Source organism: Caballeronia sp. LjRoot29, from assembly GCF_964252755.1.
In the GTDB taxonomy this organism is placed as follows: domain Bacteria; phylum Pseudomonadota; class Gammaproteobacteria; order Burkholderiales; family Burkholderiaceae; genus Caballeronia.
Genome location: NZ_CAXUPU020000015.1, coordinates 19,477 through 38,579, shown reverse-complemented (window position 1 = coordinate 38,579; position 19,103 = coordinate 19,477). Strand labels below are relative to the sequence as shown.

Genomic DNA, 19,103 nt, shown 5'->3' with positions numbered 1-19,103 from the left:
CGCCGCGTTGTCCGTCGTATAGTTGATTCGATACGACGGAGGCGCGATGAGAGGTCGACCGAAAGCGGAGTTGGTGTTGAGTGAATCGGAACGTGAGCAGTTGCAGGCCTGGTCGCGTCGGCGCAAGACAGCTCAGGCGCTCGCCCTGCGCTCGCGCATCGTTTTGAACTGCGCCAGCGGCATCAGCAACAAAGTCGTAGCCGACACGCTTGGTGTCACGCCGCAAACGGTAACGAAATGGCGTGCGCGCTTTCTCAAGCAGCGACTCGATGGATTGCTCGACGCACCCCGGCCAGGCGCGCCACGCACCATTGATGATGCTCGGGTCGATGCACTTATTGCCAAGACGCTGGAAGAACAACCGACCAAAGCGACACATTGGAGCACGCGCACCATGGCGCGCGAAAGTGGTCTGTCGCAGACGGCGGTGAGTCGGATCTGGCGCGCGTTTGGTCTGCAGCCTCATCGTCAGGAAACCTTCAAGCTGTCGACCGATCCGCAGTTCGTTGCCAAGACGCGTGACATCGTCGGTTTATATCTCGATCCGCCGACCAAGGCCATGGTGTTGTGTGTGGACGAGAAGAGCCAGATTCAAGCACTGGACCGCACTCGACCAATTCTGCCGTTGGCCCCCGGCATAGCCGAGCGGCGTACGCACGATTACGAACGTCATGGCACGACGACGCTGTTCGCGGCCCTGGATATCGCTACTGGAGAAGTCATCGGCCAATTGCATCGACGCCATCGCGGCACTGAGTTCCTGAAGTTCCTGCGTACGATCGAAGCCAACGTTCCCCCTCAATTGGACGTGCATCTGGTGATGGACAACTATGGACTCACAAGACACCGACCGTGCGCGCCTGGTTTGCTCGTCATCCACGCTTCCATATCCATTTCACTCCAACATCCGCTTCTTGGCTTAACCAGGTGGAGCGCTGGTTCGCCACGCTGACTGAAAAACAAATCCGGCGCGGAACCCATCGTTCAACACGCCAGTTGGAAGACGCGATTCGCCACTATCTCGACATCTACAACGCTAAGCCACAGCCCTTCATCTGGACAAAATCCGCTGACGACATCATGGCAAGCATCGAACGATTTTGTCTTCGAATCTCTAACTCAGGACACTAGGCTGACATAATTGTTCCAACTCCATCGCTGTTAATTTAGGAAACCTAAAATATTTGACATAAAAGGAATGATCGAAATTTAGTTCGCATTCCTATGCGTATTAAGGCGAGCGGGTTATCAATTTGTGCAGTGGGCCGCTGCACAAATTCGGACATATGGTGCCTCCAAGGTGCGAGGTGTCAGTCTGCGCATGGCGGGGAGGGCTGCTGGTTAGATGCAATGTCCGTGCACGATGGGGCGGCAAAAGGGGGAAGTGCGTGAATGCTCCTCACGGACCTGGTGTCGTGCAGAGGCTGTCAATGAGTCTCATCGTCGTTGCTCTCCAGCCAAGCCGGAATATCACGCTTGCCGTTGAGCACGCGCCAGACTTCCACATGAGCATCGCGCTCAATATAGAAGATTAGGTGCGGATACCGATCCAGTGGCCACGACCGCAGGTCTGGGATACCCAGCTCGTACGCGTAACGGGGAGACCCGATGTTCGGGTGCTTGGAGAGACGCTCGTAAGCCTGCTCGATCTCCGCGATGAATCCGAGCGCAGCCCGCTCCGAGCCTTCGTCTACGAGGTAGTGCGTCACCTCGTCCTCGACGTCCTGCCTGGCTAGCCTTGTCGGTATGACGGGCTTAGCCCTCATTTGCGAGAAGTACGTACGCGAGCGCGCAGCGATTCGAAGTAGTCGGCGTCAACAGGGGCGGCGAGGCCGGACGTTGCGCCCTGCAGGATTATTGCGCGCAGACGCTTGCGATCTTGGTCTTTTCGGATCAGTTCGCGGACGTATTCGCTACTCGTGCCGTACCCGCCCTCGCCAACCTGTTCGTCGACGTAGACCTTCAGCGAATTCGGTAGGGAAATGTTCATAGTCGTCATAAAACAACTCTAGCACGCTTTGGCAAATTTTGCCAAAGCGATGCGGTGTTATGAGCGGCTGATACAGACGAACAATGCGACCGTGCGCGCGGTGTTCGACCGTACGCTTGGTCAATTCATAACGTATTCATTTGACATAAGGTTATAGTACAAACATCCTTTTATTTATATTCGCACAATGTGCATCGCGCACTCAAGATCCGTCGCACGCCACAACTTGGTTAACGCTTCGCGAAGTGGCTGACGGCCAGCTACAGCGGATTATCTGACCGCGCGAGCAGCTTTCTTTAGCTCGCGTCTCGGACGTGGCCGGAGCGCTGATTCATTTCGCCTAGGTTTCGGCAGCGATGGCGGCATCCGGAAGCGCCGATCGATCGTCGGGTGCGCTGAATTTTAATATTACCCAGAAAGATATACAATATGGAAAATGTGTATCCAAAGGGGTAATTATGCAAGTCGCAAAATGGGGCAACAGCCTTGCCGTCCGACTGCCCGCTAGCGTCGTAGAGGCGCTCGGACTGCAGGAAGGTGACGACATCGAAATCTACGCCGACAAATTTGGTGCGTTCTCCGTGAGCAAAAAGCCCACCGTCGATGAACGGATCGAGCGTCTGCGGAAGTATCGCGGGCGCCTGCCTGCCGACTTCAAGTTTGATCGGGAATCGCTCAGCGAGAGAGGAAACGCTGAATGACCGTTGACGCACCGACGCGGTTCGCCGTCGATAGTAACGTGATCGCGTATCTGTTTTCTGGCGATCAGACAAAGGCTGAACGGGCCGAATCGCTAATTGTGAGCAGCAATCCGCAGCCCGTAATCAGCACACAGGTAATGAACGAGGTCACACTCGTCATGCGCCGTAAAATGGACCTTCCGTGGCCCGAGATCAACTCGCTGTTAAGCGATGTTGAGGAATTCTGCGAAATCGTACCACTGACACTTGAAGTGCATAAGGAAGCGCGCCGGGTCGCCGAGCACTACGGCTTTCGGTTCTACGATTCGTGCATCATCGCGTTCGCGCTGATTGAAAATTGCGAGGTTCTGTATAGCGAAGACATGCAGCATGGCCAGGTGATCTATGACCGGTTGACGGTGGTCAATCCATTCCATTCGCCAAGCTGATCACCCTGCGATCTCCATTCAGGCGTCATACGGTACTGCTGTGACACCATTTGTGTCTGCTCATCTCAGTGGCCGTGCATCGACGGCGCGACGTGCGCAATCTCGTATCGCTAGATCCAGAGCAGCAGCGCGATCGCTTCCAAGCCACCCCGTGAGGTTTGAAGCCACCCGGTGAGACCGGATCTGGATCAACTCGCACAGCAGCGCGTATCGCATCGCGACCTGTCGATAGTTGTCTGGCGGCTGGAACAGGATTCGCAGCACGTCGGTCGTGGACACCGAGTCGGGCCCGACGGCCGAGGTCCAACGGCAGCCACTCCTCGCACGCAATCGCGCGTCTGCCCTGTTCGCTCAGCACGCGCTCGATGTCGTCCGCGTTCAGTGCGATGTGTGCCGTGAGCGCTGAGGGCCCGGACTCGGCTAGGTCCTGATTCGCTACTTCAGCCGCGTTTCCTTACGGTCAGTCACACCGGTAAGTCAGTGTTGCGGGCGGATCTTAGCCGGCAGTGTAGCCAGCTCCTCGTCAGATCTGCACAGGGCTTGAAAGCAGTCCACGTTCCCGAGCTCGACTGGAAAAGCATGCCAGTAATCAGAACGCTGTCGATGAAGACGATCCAGACTCAGGCCTCTAGGTAGCCGCCATGATAGCTGCGACGCTCGCGCTGGCGGCTGAGCCACTACCGATGCTGACGGCGCGGAGTAAATGGAGCAAGCCTGAAAAAACACTGCCTTAGAATAAAAAGCAGCTGACGCGCAAGCAACACGTCTCTCCCATGCGCAGCACAGAGCGGTTTGTCGATCGGAACGGTCGCCAGACCGGCGCGCGCGACGATGCGTTCTTGTCTGTACAACGGAAGGTGATCACCATGTTTCGAAACAAGCACGTGTGCCAGCAGGCCGGCGGTCGGAATGCCCTTGTCAATGACATGCAGGGGCACCAGGGCTTGGGTCAGCCGCGAATGGCGGATACGCTGCTGCGCGTAACCGACATCTCGTAAGCGAGGGATATCACGGTCCCTGCAAACCGTTGATGAATCTGGTCGCAGAACTCCCTGCTCATTAACCAGCGCCCGCGCTTGATTTACTGACGGACGAGTTCATCGAATCGATCCGCCCGCGCTGGCAGGACTCGAACTATCGCAGTTCTCGGTACTTCCAGCCTCGTGGGTCAGGCAAAATCCACGATGACTTTCATCGCTTTTGACCGGTCGTTCGCCGTTTCAAAAGCCTTGAGCGAATCGCGGTAAGAGAAGATATCGGATATCAGCGGCTTGGTGTCGATCAACCGCTTGTTGAGCAGTTCAACCGCAATAGCAAATTCCTCATGAAACCGGAATGCGCCGCGCAAATCAAATTCCTTGGCCACAATCAAATTCATCGGCAGCGGCACGTCGCCCCCGAGACCCACCTGCACGATGATGCCGCGCGGCCGCAGCGGGTCGAATGCGCTACGCAATGCGGATGCATTGCCGCTGGCCTCGATCAGCACGTCGAACGTGCCCTTGCCCGCAGCGAACGGCAGGAGCGCATCCGGCGCCTGCAAGATGTTGAACGCGTGGTCGGCACCGACCTCGAACGCGATTTTCAGAGGAAACTCATTCACGTCAGTTGCGACGATATGCGCGGCGCCGGCACGTCGCGCTGCCGCGACGATCAATGCGCCAATCGGACCGCATCCCGCGACCAGCACACGCTTGCCGAGCAACGGTCCCGCCCTGCGTACCGCGTGAAGCGCAACCGACAGAGGCTCGGCCATGGCGACTTCAGCATCGTTCAATGCATCCGACACAACATGAGCCTGCGACCGATCAATCACGATCTTCTGGCGAAATGCACCCTGAACGTGCGGCGTACGCATGCACTGCCGTAGTAGCGCATGTCGAGACAGTGGTTCTGCAGACCTTGCTGGCAGTATTCGCAGTGTCCGCAAGGTCGGCTGGGACTGATCGACACGCGCGTTCCGACGGGCATGTCGGTGACATCGGCACCGACGCGCGAGACCACGCCGGATACCTCATGCCCGAGCACCATCGGTTCCTTGATGCGAACCGTGCCGAAGCCGCCGTGATTGAAGTAGTGAAAATCAGAGCCGCAGATGCCGCCGGCGCGAACGCGAATCAGCAGTTGATGCGCTTCCGGTTCGGGCGTCGGGACATCTTCAATGCGCAAATCCAGCGGCGCGTGAATCACGAGTGCATGCATGGCGAAAACCCCTTGTTAAGCGGTACATTGAGCGGTGATGGAACGGTACATCGGACGTGCTCCACTCTACGGCCAGGTCTTCAGCTCGAACAAGATCGATTCGATCTGGATCAATAGGCGTACCTTATGATCGCCACTGCGATCCCACTGCGCGCAGCGAGAGGCGCGCGCATTCATGACCAGCCGCTGCGTCGATCAGAACCTGTGGCGCAGGCCGATCGTTGCTTCGAACAGCGAGTTATAGCCATTGAAGGGCTGGTTCGAGCCTGCATTACCCGCCAGCGTGGTCCATGCGCCGGTCAGGTGGTTGTAGTCCACACCCACATAAACGTCGGTCCGCTTGCTGAGCAAGTAGTCAAGCGTCGGGCCGGTCGTGATCCGCGTTCCGCTTGTATTCGCGTGACGCAGGAAGTCGATATAAACCGGCATCATCAATTGCAGCGAGGGCGTGATGAAGTAGCTTGCTGCAACGGAGAACGAATCGTTCCGGTAGTCAGCCGGATACACGTGGCTATAGATGTAGGAGCCGTAGAGCTTGGCATTGCCAAGCGTGTAGGTCGCGCCCGCGGTAATACCTTCTGCGAACTATCCGGGATCGTGATGCCGAAATACGTGCTGCCGTAAGCCGTGGCGCCGGCGTCAGGCCACCGATATCGTTGATGACCTGATAAGCGGCGCCCACGCTAAGCGGCCCGTGGTCATAAGAAAGACTGACCGCCGGCGAAGAGTTCTGATGGCAATGCCAACTTCGTCAGCGAGGCCGGTCTCCTTTGAGCGTGATGCGATGCATGACACGCCGGAAACCGTGATAGTCGTTGACAGGATTGTGCTGTGCGGCCCGGTTGTCCCAGAACGCAATAGCATTCGGTGTCCAGGTAAAGCGGCAGGTGAATTCCGGCTTGACCTGATGCTTGAAGAGAAACTCGAGTAATGGTGTGCTCTCGTCTGTCGTCATCCCCGCAATGCCGATCGTGTGCGCAACGTTCACGTAAAGGCTCTTGCGCCCGCTCTCCGGATGCGTCCGCACGATCGGATGCTCCGCGACATAATTCTCGACCTTGCTTGCTTTACCATCGCTTCGAATCCGGTCTTCTCGTGTACGGGAGACATCAGCTTTCGCTGACGAACTGATTCCCTTGAGTCCGGCCAAAAGCGTTTTCATTGTGTCCGATAAGGCGTCGTATGCGAGTTGCTGATTCGCAAAAAGTGTATCCCCCCCATATGGCGGCACTTCGCGAGAGAGCAGCATCGAACCCATTGGCGGGATCTCAAGGTACGTGGTATCGGAGTGCCAGACGCCACCGAAGTTGACGGTCTCGTGCTCCAGCTTTTTCACTTCGATAATTTTCGGATAACCATCGACGCCGTTCACGAACGGATAATCGATCGGCTCTCCCATGGCGCTCGCGAAGTCGAGAAACTGTTGCGATGTCAGTGGCTGATCGCGCAGAAAGACGACCAGATGGTCGAGCAGGGCCTGACGAATTCCATCGATATCGGAACCGCTCATGCCCGCCGTGAGATCGACTTCCAAAATCTCGGCGCCGATAGCGCCAGCAATTTTCCTGACTTGCATGTGAACCCCTTCCTTTTTGAGCGGATGCAAGAGCGCAGGTCGCGTTACCGCCAGGCGCACGACCATCCACAAGAGTTTCGAGTTTCAAGCTTTTCGTTATTTCGAAAAATTTTTCGAAACAGGCGATTCAAATATAAGAATCGTCGATTCGCGTGTCAAGGATGGGAAATCCCGCGAACGAGGTCATGCAGCGTTTAAATTCGGGTAATCCCCGGCTTCACACCGCTGGTGCGCAAACCGACTTTTTCTTATACTGAATTCGTTCTGTCGAAAATTTCTTCGAGATATCGAAAGCGAATGAAACCTACTGACCGCGCGCTGAGTATCTTCGAAGCATTTGCGGTTTCCGAGCGGCCGCTCACGCTGAGCGAGCTCGCTGAGGTCGCAGGGCTGCCCGTCAGTACCTGTCACGGTATTGTCGCGACACTCGTGCAGCGAGGCTATCTCTACCTGACGAGCCGTCGCAAGGATCTTTATCCGACGCGTCGCTTAGCCGATATGGCCGAACGCATCGGGCGGCACGATCCTTATCTGGAGCGGCTCGAAGCGCACCTGGAAGTATTGCGCGAGGAGACTCAGGAAACGGTGATTGTCGGCAAGCGGCAGCATGACGAGATTGTCTATCTTTCGGTTCTCGAAGGGCCGCAAACGATTCGTTATAGCGCAAGCGCGGGCAGCATCAAGCCGCTGCATTCCACCTCCATCGGCAAGGCGCTGTTAAGTTCTCTCGACGATGCAACCCTGCGCGCATGGTTAAAAACGCAAGCGCTTGCAGCTGTGACATCGTCCACGCTCACCAGCGCCACGAAGTTGATCAATAACCTCAGGGACGGTCGCGAGCGCGGATTCTTCGTCACGCGCGGCGAGAGTGTGAGCGACGTGCTCGCGGTTGCCGCGCCTGTCGTCGTTCAAAGAGAAGTGCTAGGCATTGCCATCGCCGGTCCGATGTATCGCATGGACAAGCGCATTGACGAGATGGGCGCCATGCTGCTGCGTACGAAGGCGCTCATCGAAGCTTCGCAAATTTGAGCAATCCGGGATATTTCTCGTCCCCCGCGCACGTAATGAAAACCACAAGGGCCGATCAAGAGGCCCGCATAGGAGACGACTGTGAAACTGCTTCGATTACTCGCGCTGTCGGCGGCGGTCGCTGGCTTGGTATTGCCGCTCGCGCAAGCCGTTCGAGCCGATGACTCCGTGCACTTGAAAATGGCACATCAGTGGCCAGACGATCCAAACGATTATGTGGTCCTGACGGGCAAGAAATTTGCAGCTGAAGTGGAGAAGCTGTCGGGCGGCAAGATCCATATCGACATATTCCCGGCGGAGTCGCTCGTCAAGTCGCTCGCGACGCATACCGCGTTGCGCAACGGAACCGTTGATTTATCGATCTATCCGTATATCTATTCGGCGGGCGCTATTCCGGAGATGAACCTGACACTGTTACCTGGACTCTGGAAGACGCCCGACGACGTCTTCCGCTTTCGCAACTCGGACGCCTGGAAGGATGTCGAAGCGAAAGCGGAGACGTTTGGGTTCAAGACGCTCTGCTGGATTCAGATATCCGGAGGCGTAGCGTCAAAAGGCAAGGCAATCAATGTACCGGGCGATGTCGCCGGCACCAAGGTTCGCGCGGCCGGCAAGATGATGGAAGCCGCGTTGCAAAAGGCGGGCGCGAGCACGGTGTCGATGGCGTCTTCGGAATCGTATAGCGCTATGCAACTGGGGTTGCTCGACGAGATGTGGACGTCGTCGGGCACGTTCGGCTCATATCGCATCTACGAAGTCTCAAAGTTCTACAACTCGCCCGAAAACTTCAGCGTCTACTACACGATCGAGCCTATCGCGATCAGCATGAAGACCTGGAACAAACTGACGCCCGAGCAGCAAAAGATCATGGTCGATGTAGGCAAAAGTCTCGAGCAGGACGCGTTTGAATCGGCAAAGGCCGATGACCGTCGCGTGACCAAGCTCTTCGCCGATCACGGCGCCGCGATTCACAATATGACCGGCGACGAGTGGAAGCAATGGCAGACGCTGTTCCAGCAAGTCAGCTTTCCCAAGTTCCGCGCCGAAGTGCCGGGCGGGGGTGCGTTGCTCGACAAGAGCCTCGCGTTCTACAAGTGAGCGACGAGGTCGCAATGCCTGCTAAAAAACGCCCCGTCACGCGCTTCCTCGATGCCATGTGCCACGCCATTGCGCTGTCAGTAGGCTGCGCGGTGCTGCTCACGGTGGCGGTCGTATCGTACGGCGTGCTCGCGCGCGAAGTGCTGAAGCTCTCCGACGTATGGGTCACGGAAGTCACCACCTATTTGATGGCGTACATGACTTTCGTGGGCACGGCAACGCTTGCGTGGCAGGGAAGGCATCTGAAGGTGGATGTAATCGGCCAGCATGTCGGCCCGCGCACGGCACGGGTGCTGACGATGATCTCGTGCGCGATCGTGACCGCTGTGGCGCTCACGCTGTTCTGGCTCGGCTACAACTTCTGGCTCGACGCGTGGCAAAGCGGCGAAAAATCCTGGGGCATGTTTTCGATACCGCTCTGGATTCCCTATTCATGCTTGCTGATAGGCAGCGCTTTACTGGCGTTCGTGCAGGTTGTACGTCTCGGCAAGATGCTGCTCGCGGTGCTGAATATCGGCAACGAAATGCCGGACGACGAGACGCACGTCATCGTCCGGCATTAATCGCCGACAAAGGAAAACGCCCATGCAAATGCTGATCGGTGCAGGAATGTTCGGCGGCCTGCTTGCCGTGCTGTCACTCGGCGTGCCGATTGCGTTCTCGCTCCTGTTCGTCGCGCTCGTGTCGCTGTTCATTACCGGCGGCGGGTGGGACGCGCTCAACCTGATCTCGAGCACCTACTGGAGTTCGGTCGCGACCTTCACATTGACATCGGTACCCATGTTCATGTTCATGGGCGCCATTGTTTCGGCATCCGGCATGGGCGCTCGTCTGTACGGCGCACTCGCGACCATACTCGATGGCGTGCCGGGCGGTCTGGCTGTCGCGACGACAATTGCATGCGGTGTGATGGCTGCCGTATCGGGATCGAGTGTGGCGACAGCGGCCGCGATCGGTGGCTTTGCAATCGCCGAGATGCGACGCCGCGATATCCCGGTTAAGGAAGCGTGCGGCGCGGTCGCGGCGGGGGGCACGCTCGGCATCTTGCTTCCGCCAAGCATTCCGTTAATCGTGTACAGCGTGATCGCGGAACAGTCCATCGGCAAACTGTTCATGGCGACGCTCGTGCCAGGCGGCATCATGGCGGCCAGCTTTGCGGCCTATCAGATCTATCTGGCGTTGCGCAGGCGCGCAAAGGGCATTACCACGGATATCCCCCCACGCAGGCGCGCGACAGTCATGGAACGGGTAGTCGCGTTGAAAGACATTGGGCCGTTTGCGCTGCTGATCGTGATTATTCTGGGTTCGCTCTATAAGGGCCTGGCGACGCCGCAGGAAGCGGCATCGCTCGGCATCGTCGCCAGTCTTTTGCTGGCCGGACTCGTGTACCGCGAATTGAATTGGCCGCGCTTTCGCAAGATCCTGCTGGACACGGCGCAGAGCAGCGTGATGATTCTTGCAGTGATTGCGTCGGCCATTGTGTTCGGCTATGTGATGACCACGAGCCAGGTCGCTACTGCATTCACCAGCGCAGTAGGCAACGCGCATGTGAGTCCTTGGGTACTGTTCATATCGATCAATCTGCTGTTGATCTTCCTTGGCTGCTTCATGGAGACGATTGCGATCATCGTCGTGACGATGCCGATTCTGATTCCCGTCGTTACCGCGTATCACTGGGACTTGATCTGGTTCGGCGTGGTCGTGGTGATCAACATGGAGATGGCGTTAATCCATCCACCCGTGGGTCTCAACCTGTTCGTGGTTCAGAGCGTGGCCCCGGACGTCGGCCTTCGTCGCATCGTGTTGGGGACCTTGCCCTACGTCTTTATCATGATGCTGGTGCTAGTGTTGATCGCGGTGTTTCCGGGGCTCACACATCTCATTTCGTAGGCCTTTCCGAGCTGTGCACTTTGTTCGGGCATTCGCACATGGCACAGCCGCCGCTGAGCCACCAGATTCCCCCAGACTACGCCGGCGATCTGGTTATCTCCGCGTGAGAGGTCAGATCTTGACCTTCCTTTATCTGCTGTTTCAGGAACGAGAGTCCCCCCCCTGCGGAAACAATGTCCATCACGAAAGGTGGCAGCGGCTCGACACGATATTCAATAGCCTTGTCCACCTGCCGAATGACGCCTGCTGAAAAGTCCACCGCGATGGTTTCTCCATCAGCCAGGGAATCATAGACATCCTGACCAATCTCCAGAAACGGCACGCCCATGTAGACCGAAATCCTGAACGGCGCGCGAGTCAGTGCGACGGCGAGCAGCCCAAGGCCGAGTTCTTTCATGGCGATGAATGGATGGCTATGCTGGCTGCCGTGCGCGAATCGTCGACCGGCCAGCAGTAAATCGCCCGGTGCTGCCGTGCCGGCGAGTTCGGGCCGCAGTTCGTGCAGCAGGTGCTTGCGCAACATCCGCGGATCGTATTCGAAAACGTGCTCGGCCGCGATCAGCGCGTCGCTCGAGACGTTGTCCGGCAGCTTCCAGCAGCGCCCGGTGGTTGCGAGGCCTGTATTCATGAGTGAACCTCGTGCAGATATTCGCGTGGGTCGGCGATGTGTCCGGCCAGCGCCGAGGCCGCGACCGTCAGCGCGCTGGCAAGATAGATCTGCGCCTCCGCGCTTCCCATCCGGCCCGGATCATTGCGTGTGCTCGTGCTGATGCGTACCTCACCCGCTGCAAGCTGGGCAAGACCGCCGAAGCAGGGACCGCATGTCGAACCCGCTATCTGGGCGCCTGCCGCCATGAGTGTGCCAAGCACGCCTTCGGTCATCGCTTGCTCATGCACGCGCCGCGTGGCAGGAATGACGAGCAACTGCACGTCCCGATGCACACGCCGGCCTGCAAGCAACGCTGCCGCCGCCCGCAGTTCAGCGAGACTGCCCGACGCGCACGAGCCAATGTAGGCATGCTGGATCTGGACGCCGCTCAATGCGGCAGCGCTGCGAACGTGGGTTGGAGAAGGCGGCACGCTGACGAGCGGCTCAAGGGTGCTGGCATCGATATCAATGGCCGATGCAAAGAGTGCGTCCGCGTCGCTCTTCAGTATCTGCGGATCCGCGACGCCCGCTGCACGCAGGTAGTCGACCGTACGCGAATCGGCGGCAACCAGACCCGCGTCCGCACCCATGTCGACGGTCAGCCCGGAAATCGTCATACGCTCAGGTACACCGAGCGCGGCAATGGCTTCGCCGCTGTATTCAACGACGCATTCGTTCGCTTCATCGGGACCGATCAGACGCATGGTATGCAGCACGATATCGCGTGCGCTCACTCCGGGACGCAGCGTGCCGTGGACACGCACGTGGATCGTCTGCGGCACCTTGAGCCAGATGCGGCCGATCGCCATGATCATCGTGACCTCGATGCCGAACGGCATGGCGAGCGCGCCCACGCCGCCGAGTCCCGGCGTATGTGTATCGGCGCCCGCGACGAACATGCCGGGTAGCACCAGGCCACGCTCGACTGTCAGCGGATGCGTGATGCCCTCGCTATCGAACAGATGGCCGATTGCCATCTTCACGGCGAGCTGGCGGGTGAGACGGTTGCGTTCGGCTGCCGCCACGCTGTGTGCGGGTGTTTCGTGATCAATCGCTACGACGATGCGCTCTGGGTTCACCAGCCTGTCAATACCGATATCCGCAAGACGCTTCACATAGGCCGGATAGGACACCTCCGGCATGGTGGTCAAATCGGGCGCGGCCCAGATGACTTCCCCGGGTTCAACCTGGGCGCGGCCGCTTGCGCGGCCAAGAATCTTTTGCACGAGAGTCTGTGGCATGGGTTAGGCGCCCTTGATCACGCTGGCTTCGAACGCGGCATAGCGCGATGCGCCGAGCATGTCGGTCAGTTGAGCGAGCGGCGTCATATCCGGCACGAACTCCGCCGTGCTGCCATCACGACGCAGTGCTTCGAGCAGCGAGCGCTGCCAGCCCACCATGCCCTGGATCAGCGTGATCGGATACAACGCCATCCCCAGCCGGGTTTGCGCCAGGGCCGACTGCGAATGAAGCGGACGGATGGTTTCAGCGACCGTGTGAATCACTGGCACCTTGACTGCTTCGGCCACACGGCGGCAATCGTCGATCGACGACAGCGACGGCACCATCACTGCGTCCGCGCCTGCATCGGCCATGACCTTGAGACGGCGCACTGCTTCGTCCATGCCATGCAGCGCAACGGCGTCCGTGCGCCCGATGATCAGGAAATCGGGCGAACTCCGGGCGCGTAGCGCGGCACGCAGACGGCCGCTCATTTCGGTGTCGTCGACCAACGCCTTGCCTGCCATTGCACCGCAGCGCTTGGGCGCCATCTGGTCCTCCAGATGCAGCCCCGCGACGCCCGCGCGCTCGAAGCTCCGCACGGTTTCAGCAATGTTGGAGATGTCGCCGTAGCCAGTATCGGCATCGACCAGCACGGGCAAGCCGACCGCTGCGACAATCTGTGCCGCCTGGGCAATCATCTCGGTGCCGCTGATCAGGCCGATATCCGGCTTGCCACGGCTTGCCGCCACGCAATAGCCCGACATGTAGACGGCCTCGAAGCCGGCCGCTTCGATCAGCATGGCGCCGAGCGCGTCATGACAGCCTGGGACCGCGACGGCCTCCCGGCGCGCCAGCATGGCTCGCAGACGCGCCCCCGGATGTTGTTCGTCCAATCGGTTCATCAGATGCACCTCAGGATTTTGGCAAAGTCGCAACCGCCTGACCGATGGCTTTCGGGTCGAACTGGTTCGCGGCGGGGATAAACTGGTTCGTGTAGACATCTTTCGCTTCGACCGGTCCTGCCAACTGTTTGTTCGCCCGCAGGAAATCGACCATTGCCTGGGCCGATGCGGGCGGTGTCTCGCCCCATTGCTCGCCCGGACTGAGCTTGAGGTATTTGATCCGCATGTCGACAAGCGCGAGCGCCTGCTTCATGGCGGCAGCATCGTCGAGACCGGCTGGCTTGCTGGCGGGAAACTCCTGCCAGTGTGCGCGGATCGCGCCGCGCGGGTCGGCTATCGTGATTTGAGTTCCCTGCACCGCGCAACGCAACAGTTTGGCGACTACATCAGGATGTGCGTTGATGTAGTCGTCCCGGGCAAAATACGCACTGCCGAAGGTCAGTTTTTCTGCCGACGGCGATGTGAAAACGCGCAGCTTCAGCCCCATGTCTTCGGCCAGCGCAATCTGCGAATCCCACGTTCCCCAGATGTCGACGCGGCCCGTTCTCAGCGCCGTGATCGCTTGCGCGCCCGTGCCGGTCTCGACGAACGTCACGTCCTTGTCGGGATCGATGCCCGCTTCGGAAAGCTGGCCTTTGATGATATTGACGAGCACCGCGCCGTAGGAGATCACGCCGATGGTCTTGCCCTTGAAGTCCTTGATGCTCTTGATCGGACTGGATTCCAGCACGACGGGAAACTGAAAATTATGGCGAATGTTCAGATACACCGAGCGCAGCGGAGCGCCCTTGGAACGCGCGACGATCGCCGCGCCCGGCGCCATGTTGACGAACTGCGCCTGTCCGGAGAGCACTGCCTGCATGCCCGCGGTCGAGTTGATCGGCTGGATGGTGACGTCAAGACCTTCTTTCTCCCAGCACTTCGTGTAAAGCGGGATGGAGGTATTGTTGGCCTGCGATGCATCTATCACCGTCGTGCCTACCGCGATCGTGATTTTCTGCGGCTCCTGGGCGGTTGCATGCACGGATGCCAATACGCAGACGCCGATCAGGACTGCGGCTAACCCGATGCGTGGCGAGGTTTTCATGATGTTTGTCTCCCTTTTTACTTGATCTGTTCGTTGACAGCGATGCTTCTTTGGCTTCGTCTATCGGCCCTCGAACCGAGGTGACCTGCGTTCCCGGAATGCGCTGCGTCCTTCGACAAAATCGCACGTGCTGAAAAGCAATGTTTGTCCTTCGAGCTCTCGCGCCAGCGCGTCGTCGAGCGTGATGCAGCCTTTCGCCAGCGCGCTCTTCGTCATGGCGATAGCCACCGGCGCGGTCCCGGCGAATGAATCGGCTAACGCGAGCGCGTGAGTCAGCAGTGCGTCGGACTCGGCCAGTTCGTCGGCGAGGCCGAGCGTCAGCGCTTCTTGCGCATCGATCACGCGGCTGGCATACAGCACGCGTTTCGTTTGCGCCAGGCCGATGCGGCGCGGCAGTGACCACAGCAATCCGAAATCGGCCATGAGCCCGAGCTTGCCGAAAATGGCGCCGAAGCGGGCCTCGGCGCTCGCGATCACAAAGTCACACGCGGCGGCTATTGAAAGTCCTGCGCCGTGTGCCGCGCCGTTCACGGCCGCGATGACGGGTTTATCGCCCGCTGCGATAAGACGGATCAGCCGCTGCCCGCGTTCCATCCGGGAGCGCACGGCGAGGGGATCATGATCGACGAGTCCGTCGAGATCGCCTCCCGCGCAGAAACTTGCACCACATCCGGCCAGTACGATTGCGCGGCACGCAGGGTTGCGTTGCGCGGCCTCGAAGGCGACGATGAGCGCTTCGCGCAAGGCCGCAACAAGGGCGTTGCGTTTATCGGGCAGGTTCATCCGTATCAACGTGGTCGAGCCCAGCTCTTCAACCAGCACGAGCGGCGCAGTGTCTGCAACGGGATTCATGCGTGTCTCTCCATGCGCGACTGACGCAGATCCGCGGGCCCGGGCTGTTTCATCCGTCGAGCCCTTCGCGCACCACGCGCTTCGATTTATGTGTGCTGCGAGGCAGGGTGCCGTGCGGCACAACATCGACAAGCGCACGGACTTGTAAGCGGGTGCGGATCTCGTGAGCGAGGCGCTCGGCGATATCAGGCGATGCCGCTGTGCCAAGTGCTTCGACGCGCAGGCGGATGCCGGTGAGGAAACCGCTGTTTGCATCGCGCACGGAAGGGTCGAGCACGATCTGATACTCGCTGCCGAGTTCTTCGAAACCGTGCACGATCTGCTCCACCGATGAAGGAAACACGTTTACCCCGCGCACCACGAGCATATCGTCCGCGCGCCCCTGGACGCCGCCGGCGAGCCGCGCATGCCTGCGCCCGCACGTGCAGAGCGTGCTGTCCCTCACGACGATATCGCCAGTCCACCAGCGCACGAGCGGACCCGCCTGCTTGTCGAGATGCGTTAGGACCAGGACGCCCGGCGTGCCGTCGGGCACGTGCTCGGCGGTGTTGCTGTCCACCACCTCGGCATACAGGAAGTCTTCGGCGAGATGCGGCCCCGCCTGCGCATGACAATCCTGCCCGATGGTCTGGAATTCCAGACTGCCGTAGGCATCGAAACACTGTGCGTTCCAGTCAGCTTCAAGGCGTGCACGCGTTGCCGGCACGCTCGCACCGGTTTCGCCCCCCAGCATGATCCGGCGCACTTTGGACTCACGCGGATCGAGTCCCATTGAACGCGCAGTCTGCGCCAGGTGCGCGATGAACGAAGGGGTGCTGGTGAGCACGCTCACGCCGAATTCGAAGATGGAACGGATCTGTCGTTCAGAGTCCTGACTACCGCCCGGAATGCAGGTGGCGCCCAGGCGCTGATAACCAGCCGTGGCGCCCAGGCCCCCGACGAACCACGCATAGCCGAAGAGGCACTGATAGACATCGCCGCGCCGCACGCCCTGCGCGTGCGCATAGCGAGCGTAGAGGCCTGCCCAACGGTCGAGATCGTCGTCGGACCAGTACTGCGGTGACGGCGTGCCACTAGTGCCCGATGAAAAATGGATACGGCGCACGTCGGCGGGATCGACCGCGCGAAATTCGCCATATGGCGGCACGCGCGTGACGGTTTCCACATAGTCGGTCTTGCGCGTGAACGGCAATGCCCGCAAATCGTCGAGGCTCTTCAATTGCGATGCCGACCAGCCGGTTTGGGCAAAAACCCGGCGATAGTAATCGCTATGACGTCCTACATAGTCGAGTTGTGTGCGAAGACGGTCCAGCTGATACGCGGCGATCTGCTCACGGGACCATGTCTCGCAGGCGTCGAGCGGGGCGTCATGACAATCAGCGCCGGTGTCAGGCTGCATACGGCGCTCCAAGACCGCGCACGCAGAAACCGACTACGCCATCGGCCGTCGCACTGCGCCCCGCGGCGGTCTCGCCGCGCCGCGGCCGGTACCAGATCGTCGTCCAGTTGAGCGCGCCGAGCAGTGCCTTGACCACGACATGTGCATCCTGATTGGGCAATGTCTCGCGGCGCATCGCCTCTTCGATCGCCTCAACGAACATCGCTTCGTAACGGTCACGCATGGCGAGCAGTTCGCGCAAGCTCTTGCGTTGTTGCGGCGTGATCTGGCCATGCATGTGCATGTCGAGACCCTGCACGACCACGCATTGGAATTCGATGTTTTTCATGATGACAAGCACGTGTGCACGCGACATGGCCGCGATCCGCTGAATCGGATCGGCGACATTTTCAGCGGCCTTTCCCGTCTCCGTCATGATCATCTGCATGGCTTCGCGATGAACTTCGAAGAAGAGGTCGGTCTTGCTTTTGAACGAATAGTAGATGCGGCCCTTCGTGCAGCCGAGCACGTCCGCGACATCGTCGATGCTCGTTGCGGCATACCCCTTCACCATGAACGCGCTCGCGGCAGCGCGCAGAATCTGCGCCGCGCTGCTGGCGTCGTCGTCGATGGCGGCTTTCCTGCCGCCGGTCGCGGCCTTCGGCGATTTCTGCGGGCGGGGCGCGCGGGTGCGCGGCGGGGGAACTTCTACATCGATTGTCATACAGCATCTCCTGTTGCTTGGGCCCGGATCGCGCGTGCTATCAGCAGGCGCTGGATCTCGGAAGTCCCTTCATAGATTTGCGTGACCCGCTGATCGCGATACAGCCGCTCGATCGGATTGGGCTTGACGTAGCCTGCGCCGCCGAAGATCTGCAATGCCGCGTCGATCACGTACTGGCTGGTCTCGCTTGCAATCAGCTTGGCCTGCGCCGCGAGCACGGACACGTCCTTGCCTGCGTCGTAGACGCGCGCGGCTTCGTAGGTCATGAGCCGTGCCGCAGAAAGCCGCGAGGCGAGGTCCGCCAGTTTAAAGCCGAGCGCCTGATGGTCGATGAGCAGTTCGCCGAAGGTGCGCCGCTGGACCGCGTAACCGACCGCAAGACGATAGGCGGCGAGCGCCATGCCGCATGCCTGCGCGGCCACGCCGACCCTCCCGACATCGAGCGATCCAAACGCCATGCGCAACCCTTCGCCCGGCGCAGCGAGCATGTGGCCCTGCGCGACCCAGGTGTCCAGTTCGATCGTGCTGGTGCGCGTGCCACGCATGCCCATCTTATCTTCCAAACGGGTGTCGTCGACACCAGCTTCCTTTGCCGACACCAGGAATGCCGCGATCCCGCGCTTGCCTGTACCCGGCGCCGTTTGCGCGAAGACGACATACCAATGCGCGGCGCCGCCGCCGCCGATCCAGCACTTCTGGCCGCGAATGCGCCAGCCGTCGTTTTCGCGGTAGGCGAGCGTGGTCATTGATGCAGGATCGGAGCCCGCGCCGCGCTCGCTCAACGCGAAAGACACCGCTTCCCCGCGTTCCACCAGACCGCGCAAGAGCTGCGCCTTGAGCGACTCGTCGCGCATGAGAAGGAGTGGCGCCGCGCCAAGCTGAAGGGTCGCGACGATTCCACTCGTCGATGCGCAACTTTGTGCGATCTCCTCGACCACCGCGCAGTAGCCCACAAGGCTCGCGCCGCCGCCGCCGTGCGCGAGCGGCAACAGCATGGTCGCTATGCCGCTTTCACGCAGTTGCAGCACGCTTTCTTCCGGGTAGCGCTGGTCCCGGTCGATAGCCGCAGCGAGGGGTTCGAAATGGGCCGCGCTCAACTGCGCCGCGAGCGCATGCCAATGTCCTTCCGCTTCCGTCAACTCCGGTTCCCAAACGACACCGCCCGCCATCTTTTTCTCGGAGGATTGCTTGGCTGGAAGCACCGGCGCCACCAGTGGCGTGTGCGCGGATTGTTCGTTCACCGCGACCGCCGCGCCTGCTGAAATGTTCATTCGGGAAGACCCTGCGTGGTTCAAATCGGTTGACCTGGAAAAATACTGTGTAGTATTCTCGGTCATCAAATAATACTGATGAGTATGTTCCTGGTCAACAGG

18 protein-coding genes and 3 pseudogenes are annotated in these 19,103 nt (G+C 59.7%); 7 read left to right on the top strand and 14 right to left on the bottom strand.

The window, feature by feature from the left end; all coding sequences use genetic code 11:
- Positions 1-46 precede the first annotated feature (46 nt).
- Positions 47-1,131: pseudogene (locus ACSQ83_RS17850) on the top strand (IS630 family transposase).
- 296 nt (positions 1,132-1,427) lie between these two features.
- Here ACSQ83_RS17850 and ACSQ83_RS17845 read toward each other — a convergent pair.
- Positions 1,428-1,766, bottom strand: coding sequence for a type II toxin-antitoxin system RelE/ParE family toxin (locus tag ACSQ83_RS17845; protein WP_436229049.1), 339 nt, complete (start codon positions 1,764-1,766; stop codon positions 1,428-1,430).
- Complete coding sequence (locus ACSQ83_RS17840) at positions 1,763-1,999, bottom strand: type II toxin-antitoxin system ParD family antitoxin (RefSeq protein WP_436229048.1); 237 nt, start codon at positions 1,997-1,999, stop codon at positions 1,763-1,765. The genes ACSQ83_RS17845 and ACSQ83_RS17840 overlap by 4 nt, the downstream gene beginning before the upstream one ends.
- A gap of 449 nt (positions 2,000-2,448) precedes the next feature.
- Between ACSQ83_RS17840 and ACSQ83_RS17835 the strand changes: the two genes are divergently transcribed.
- Together ACSQ83_RS17835 and ACSQ83_RS17830 are read left to right on the top strand one after the other, a co-directional pair.
- Complete coding sequence (locus tag ACSQ83_RS17835; protein WP_414954117.1) at positions 2,449-2,691, top strand: AbrB/MazE/SpoVT family DNA-binding domain-containing protein; 243 nt, start codon at positions 2,449-2,451, stop codon at positions 2,689-2,691.
- Positions 2,688-3,119 carry a PIN domain-containing protein gene (locus ACSQ83_RS17830; protein WP_414954077.1) on the top strand — a complete coding sequence of 144 codons (432 nt, stop codon included), beginning with the start codon at positions 2,688-2,690 and terminating at the stop codon, positions 3,117-3,119. Before ACSQ83_RS17835 ends, ACSQ83_RS17830 begins: the two co-directional genes overlap by 4 nt.
- 809 nt (positions 3,120-3,928) lie before the next feature.
- Here the strand turns inward: ACSQ83_RS17830 and ACSQ83_RS17825 are convergent.
- The 4 genes and pseudogenes from ACSQ83_RS17825 to ACSQ83_RS17810 all read right to left on the bottom strand — a co-directional run.
- A pseudogene (locus ACSQ83_RS17825) lies at positions 3,929-4,072 on the bottom strand (IS66 family transposase); the annotation flags it as partial.
- 215 nt (positions 4,073-4,287) lie between these two features.
- Positions 4,288-5,321, bottom strand: a pseudogene (locus tag ACSQ83_RS17820) (L-idonate 5-dehydrogenase).
- A 195-nt stretch (positions 5,322-5,516) separates the two neighbouring features.
- Positions 5,517-5,840 carry a hypothetical protein gene (locus ACSQ83_RS17815; RefSeq protein WP_436229124.1) on the bottom strand — a complete coding sequence of 108 codons (324 nt, stop codon included), beginning with the start codon at positions 5,838-5,840 and terminating at the stop codon, positions 5,517-5,519.
- 232 nt (positions 5,841-6,072) lie between these two features.
- Positions 6,073-6,897, bottom strand: coding sequence for a TauD/TfdA dioxygenase family protein (locus tag ACSQ83_RS17810; RefSeq protein WP_436229047.1), 825 nt, complete (start codon positions 6,895-6,897; stop codon positions 6,073-6,075).
- Between the two features lie 297 nt (positions 6,898-7,194).
- Here ACSQ83_RS17810 and ACSQ83_RS17805 point away from each other — a divergent pair, with 297 nt between their 5' ends.
- The 4 genes from ACSQ83_RS17805 (at position 7,195) to ACSQ83_RS17790 (ending at position 10,914) form a co-directional block, all read left to right on the top strand.
- On the top strand, positions 7,195-7,926 hold the full coding sequence (locus ACSQ83_RS17805; protein ID WP_436229046.1) for an IclR family transcriptional regulator: 732 nt from the start codon (positions 7,195-7,197) through the stop codon (positions 7,924-7,926).
- A gap of 81 nt (positions 7,927-8,007) precedes the next feature.
- Positions 8,008-9,024, top strand: coding sequence for a TRAP transporter substrate-binding protein DctP (gene dctP / locus ACSQ83_RS17800; RefSeq protein ID WP_414954080.1), 1,017 nt, complete (start codon positions 8,008-8,010; stop codon positions 9,022-9,024).
- A gap of 14 nt (positions 9,025-9,038) precedes the next feature.
- A complete protein-coding gene (locus ACSQ83_RS17795; protein WP_436229045.1) occupies positions 9,039-9,587 on the top strand; it encodes a TRAP transporter small permease in 549 nt (182 codons plus the stop codon).
- Positions 9,588-9,609: 22 nt separating this feature from the next.
- Positions 9,610-10,914 carry a TRAP transporter large permease gene (locus ACSQ83_RS17790; RefSeq protein ID WP_436229044.1) on the top strand — a complete coding sequence of 435 codons (1,305 nt, stop codon included), beginning with the start codon at positions 9,610-9,612 and terminating at the stop codon, positions 10,912-10,914.
- 76 nt (positions 10,915-10,990) lie between these two features.
- Here the strand turns inward: ACSQ83_RS17790 and ACSQ83_RS17785 are convergent, their stop codons facing one another.
- From ACSQ83_RS17785 to ACSQ83_RS17750, 8 genes are read right to left on the bottom strand one after another with little or no spacing between them, the layout of a single operon-like run.
- A complete protein-coding gene (locus tag ACSQ83_RS17785; RefSeq protein WP_436229043.1) occupies positions 10,991-11,542 on the bottom strand; it encodes a 3-isopropylmalate dehydratase in 552 nt (183 codons plus the stop codon).
- On the bottom strand, positions 11,539-12,804 hold the full coding sequence (locus ACSQ83_RS17780; RefSeq protein WP_436229042.1) for a 3-isopropylmalate dehydratase large subunit: 1,266 nt from the start codon (positions 12,802-12,804) through the stop codon (positions 11,539-11,541). The genes ACSQ83_RS17785 and ACSQ83_RS17780 overlap by 4 nt, the downstream gene beginning before the upstream one ends.
- Positions 12,805-12,807: 3 nt before the next feature.
- On the bottom strand, positions 12,808-13,689 hold the full coding sequence (locus ACSQ83_RS17775) for an isocitrate lyase/PEP mutase family protein (RefSeq protein WP_436229041.1): 882 nt from the start codon (positions 13,687-13,689) through the stop codon (positions 12,808-12,810).
- A 10-nt stretch (positions 13,690-13,699) separates the two neighbouring features.
- Complete coding sequence (locus tag ACSQ83_RS17770) at positions 13,700-14,776, bottom strand: ABC transporter substrate-binding protein (RefSeq protein WP_414954086.1); 1,077 nt, start codon at positions 14,774-14,776, stop codon at positions 13,700-13,702.
- 60 nt (positions 14,777-14,836) lie between these two features.
- A complete protein-coding gene (locus ACSQ83_RS17765) occupies positions 14,837-15,628 on the bottom strand; it encodes an enoyl-CoA hydratase/isomerase family protein (RefSeq protein ID WP_436229040.1) in 792 nt (263 codons plus the stop codon).
- Between the two features lie 49 nt (positions 15,629-15,677).
- The gene (locus ACSQ83_RS17760; RefSeq protein ID WP_436229039.1) at positions 15,678-17,027 is read right to left on the bottom strand and encodes a phenylacetate--CoA ligase family protein; all 1,350 of its coding nucleotides are present in this window, start codon (positions 17,025-17,027) and stop codon (positions 15,678-15,680) included.
- Positions 17,017-17,730: a TetR family transcriptional regulator gene (locus ACSQ83_RS17755; protein WP_414954089.1), complete on the bottom strand. Its 714-nt coding sequence runs from the start codon at positions 17,728-17,730 to the stop codon at positions 17,017-17,019. The genes ACSQ83_RS17760 and ACSQ83_RS17755 overlap by 11 nt, the downstream gene beginning before the upstream one ends.
- Entirely contained in the window at positions 17,727-18,899 is a 1,173-nt protein-coding gene (locus ACSQ83_RS17750; RefSeq protein WP_436229123.1) for an acyl-CoA dehydrogenase family protein, read from the bottom strand. The genes ACSQ83_RS17755 and ACSQ83_RS17750 overlap by 4 nt, the downstream gene beginning before the upstream one ends.
- Positions 18,900-19,103 lie beyond the last annotated feature (204 nt).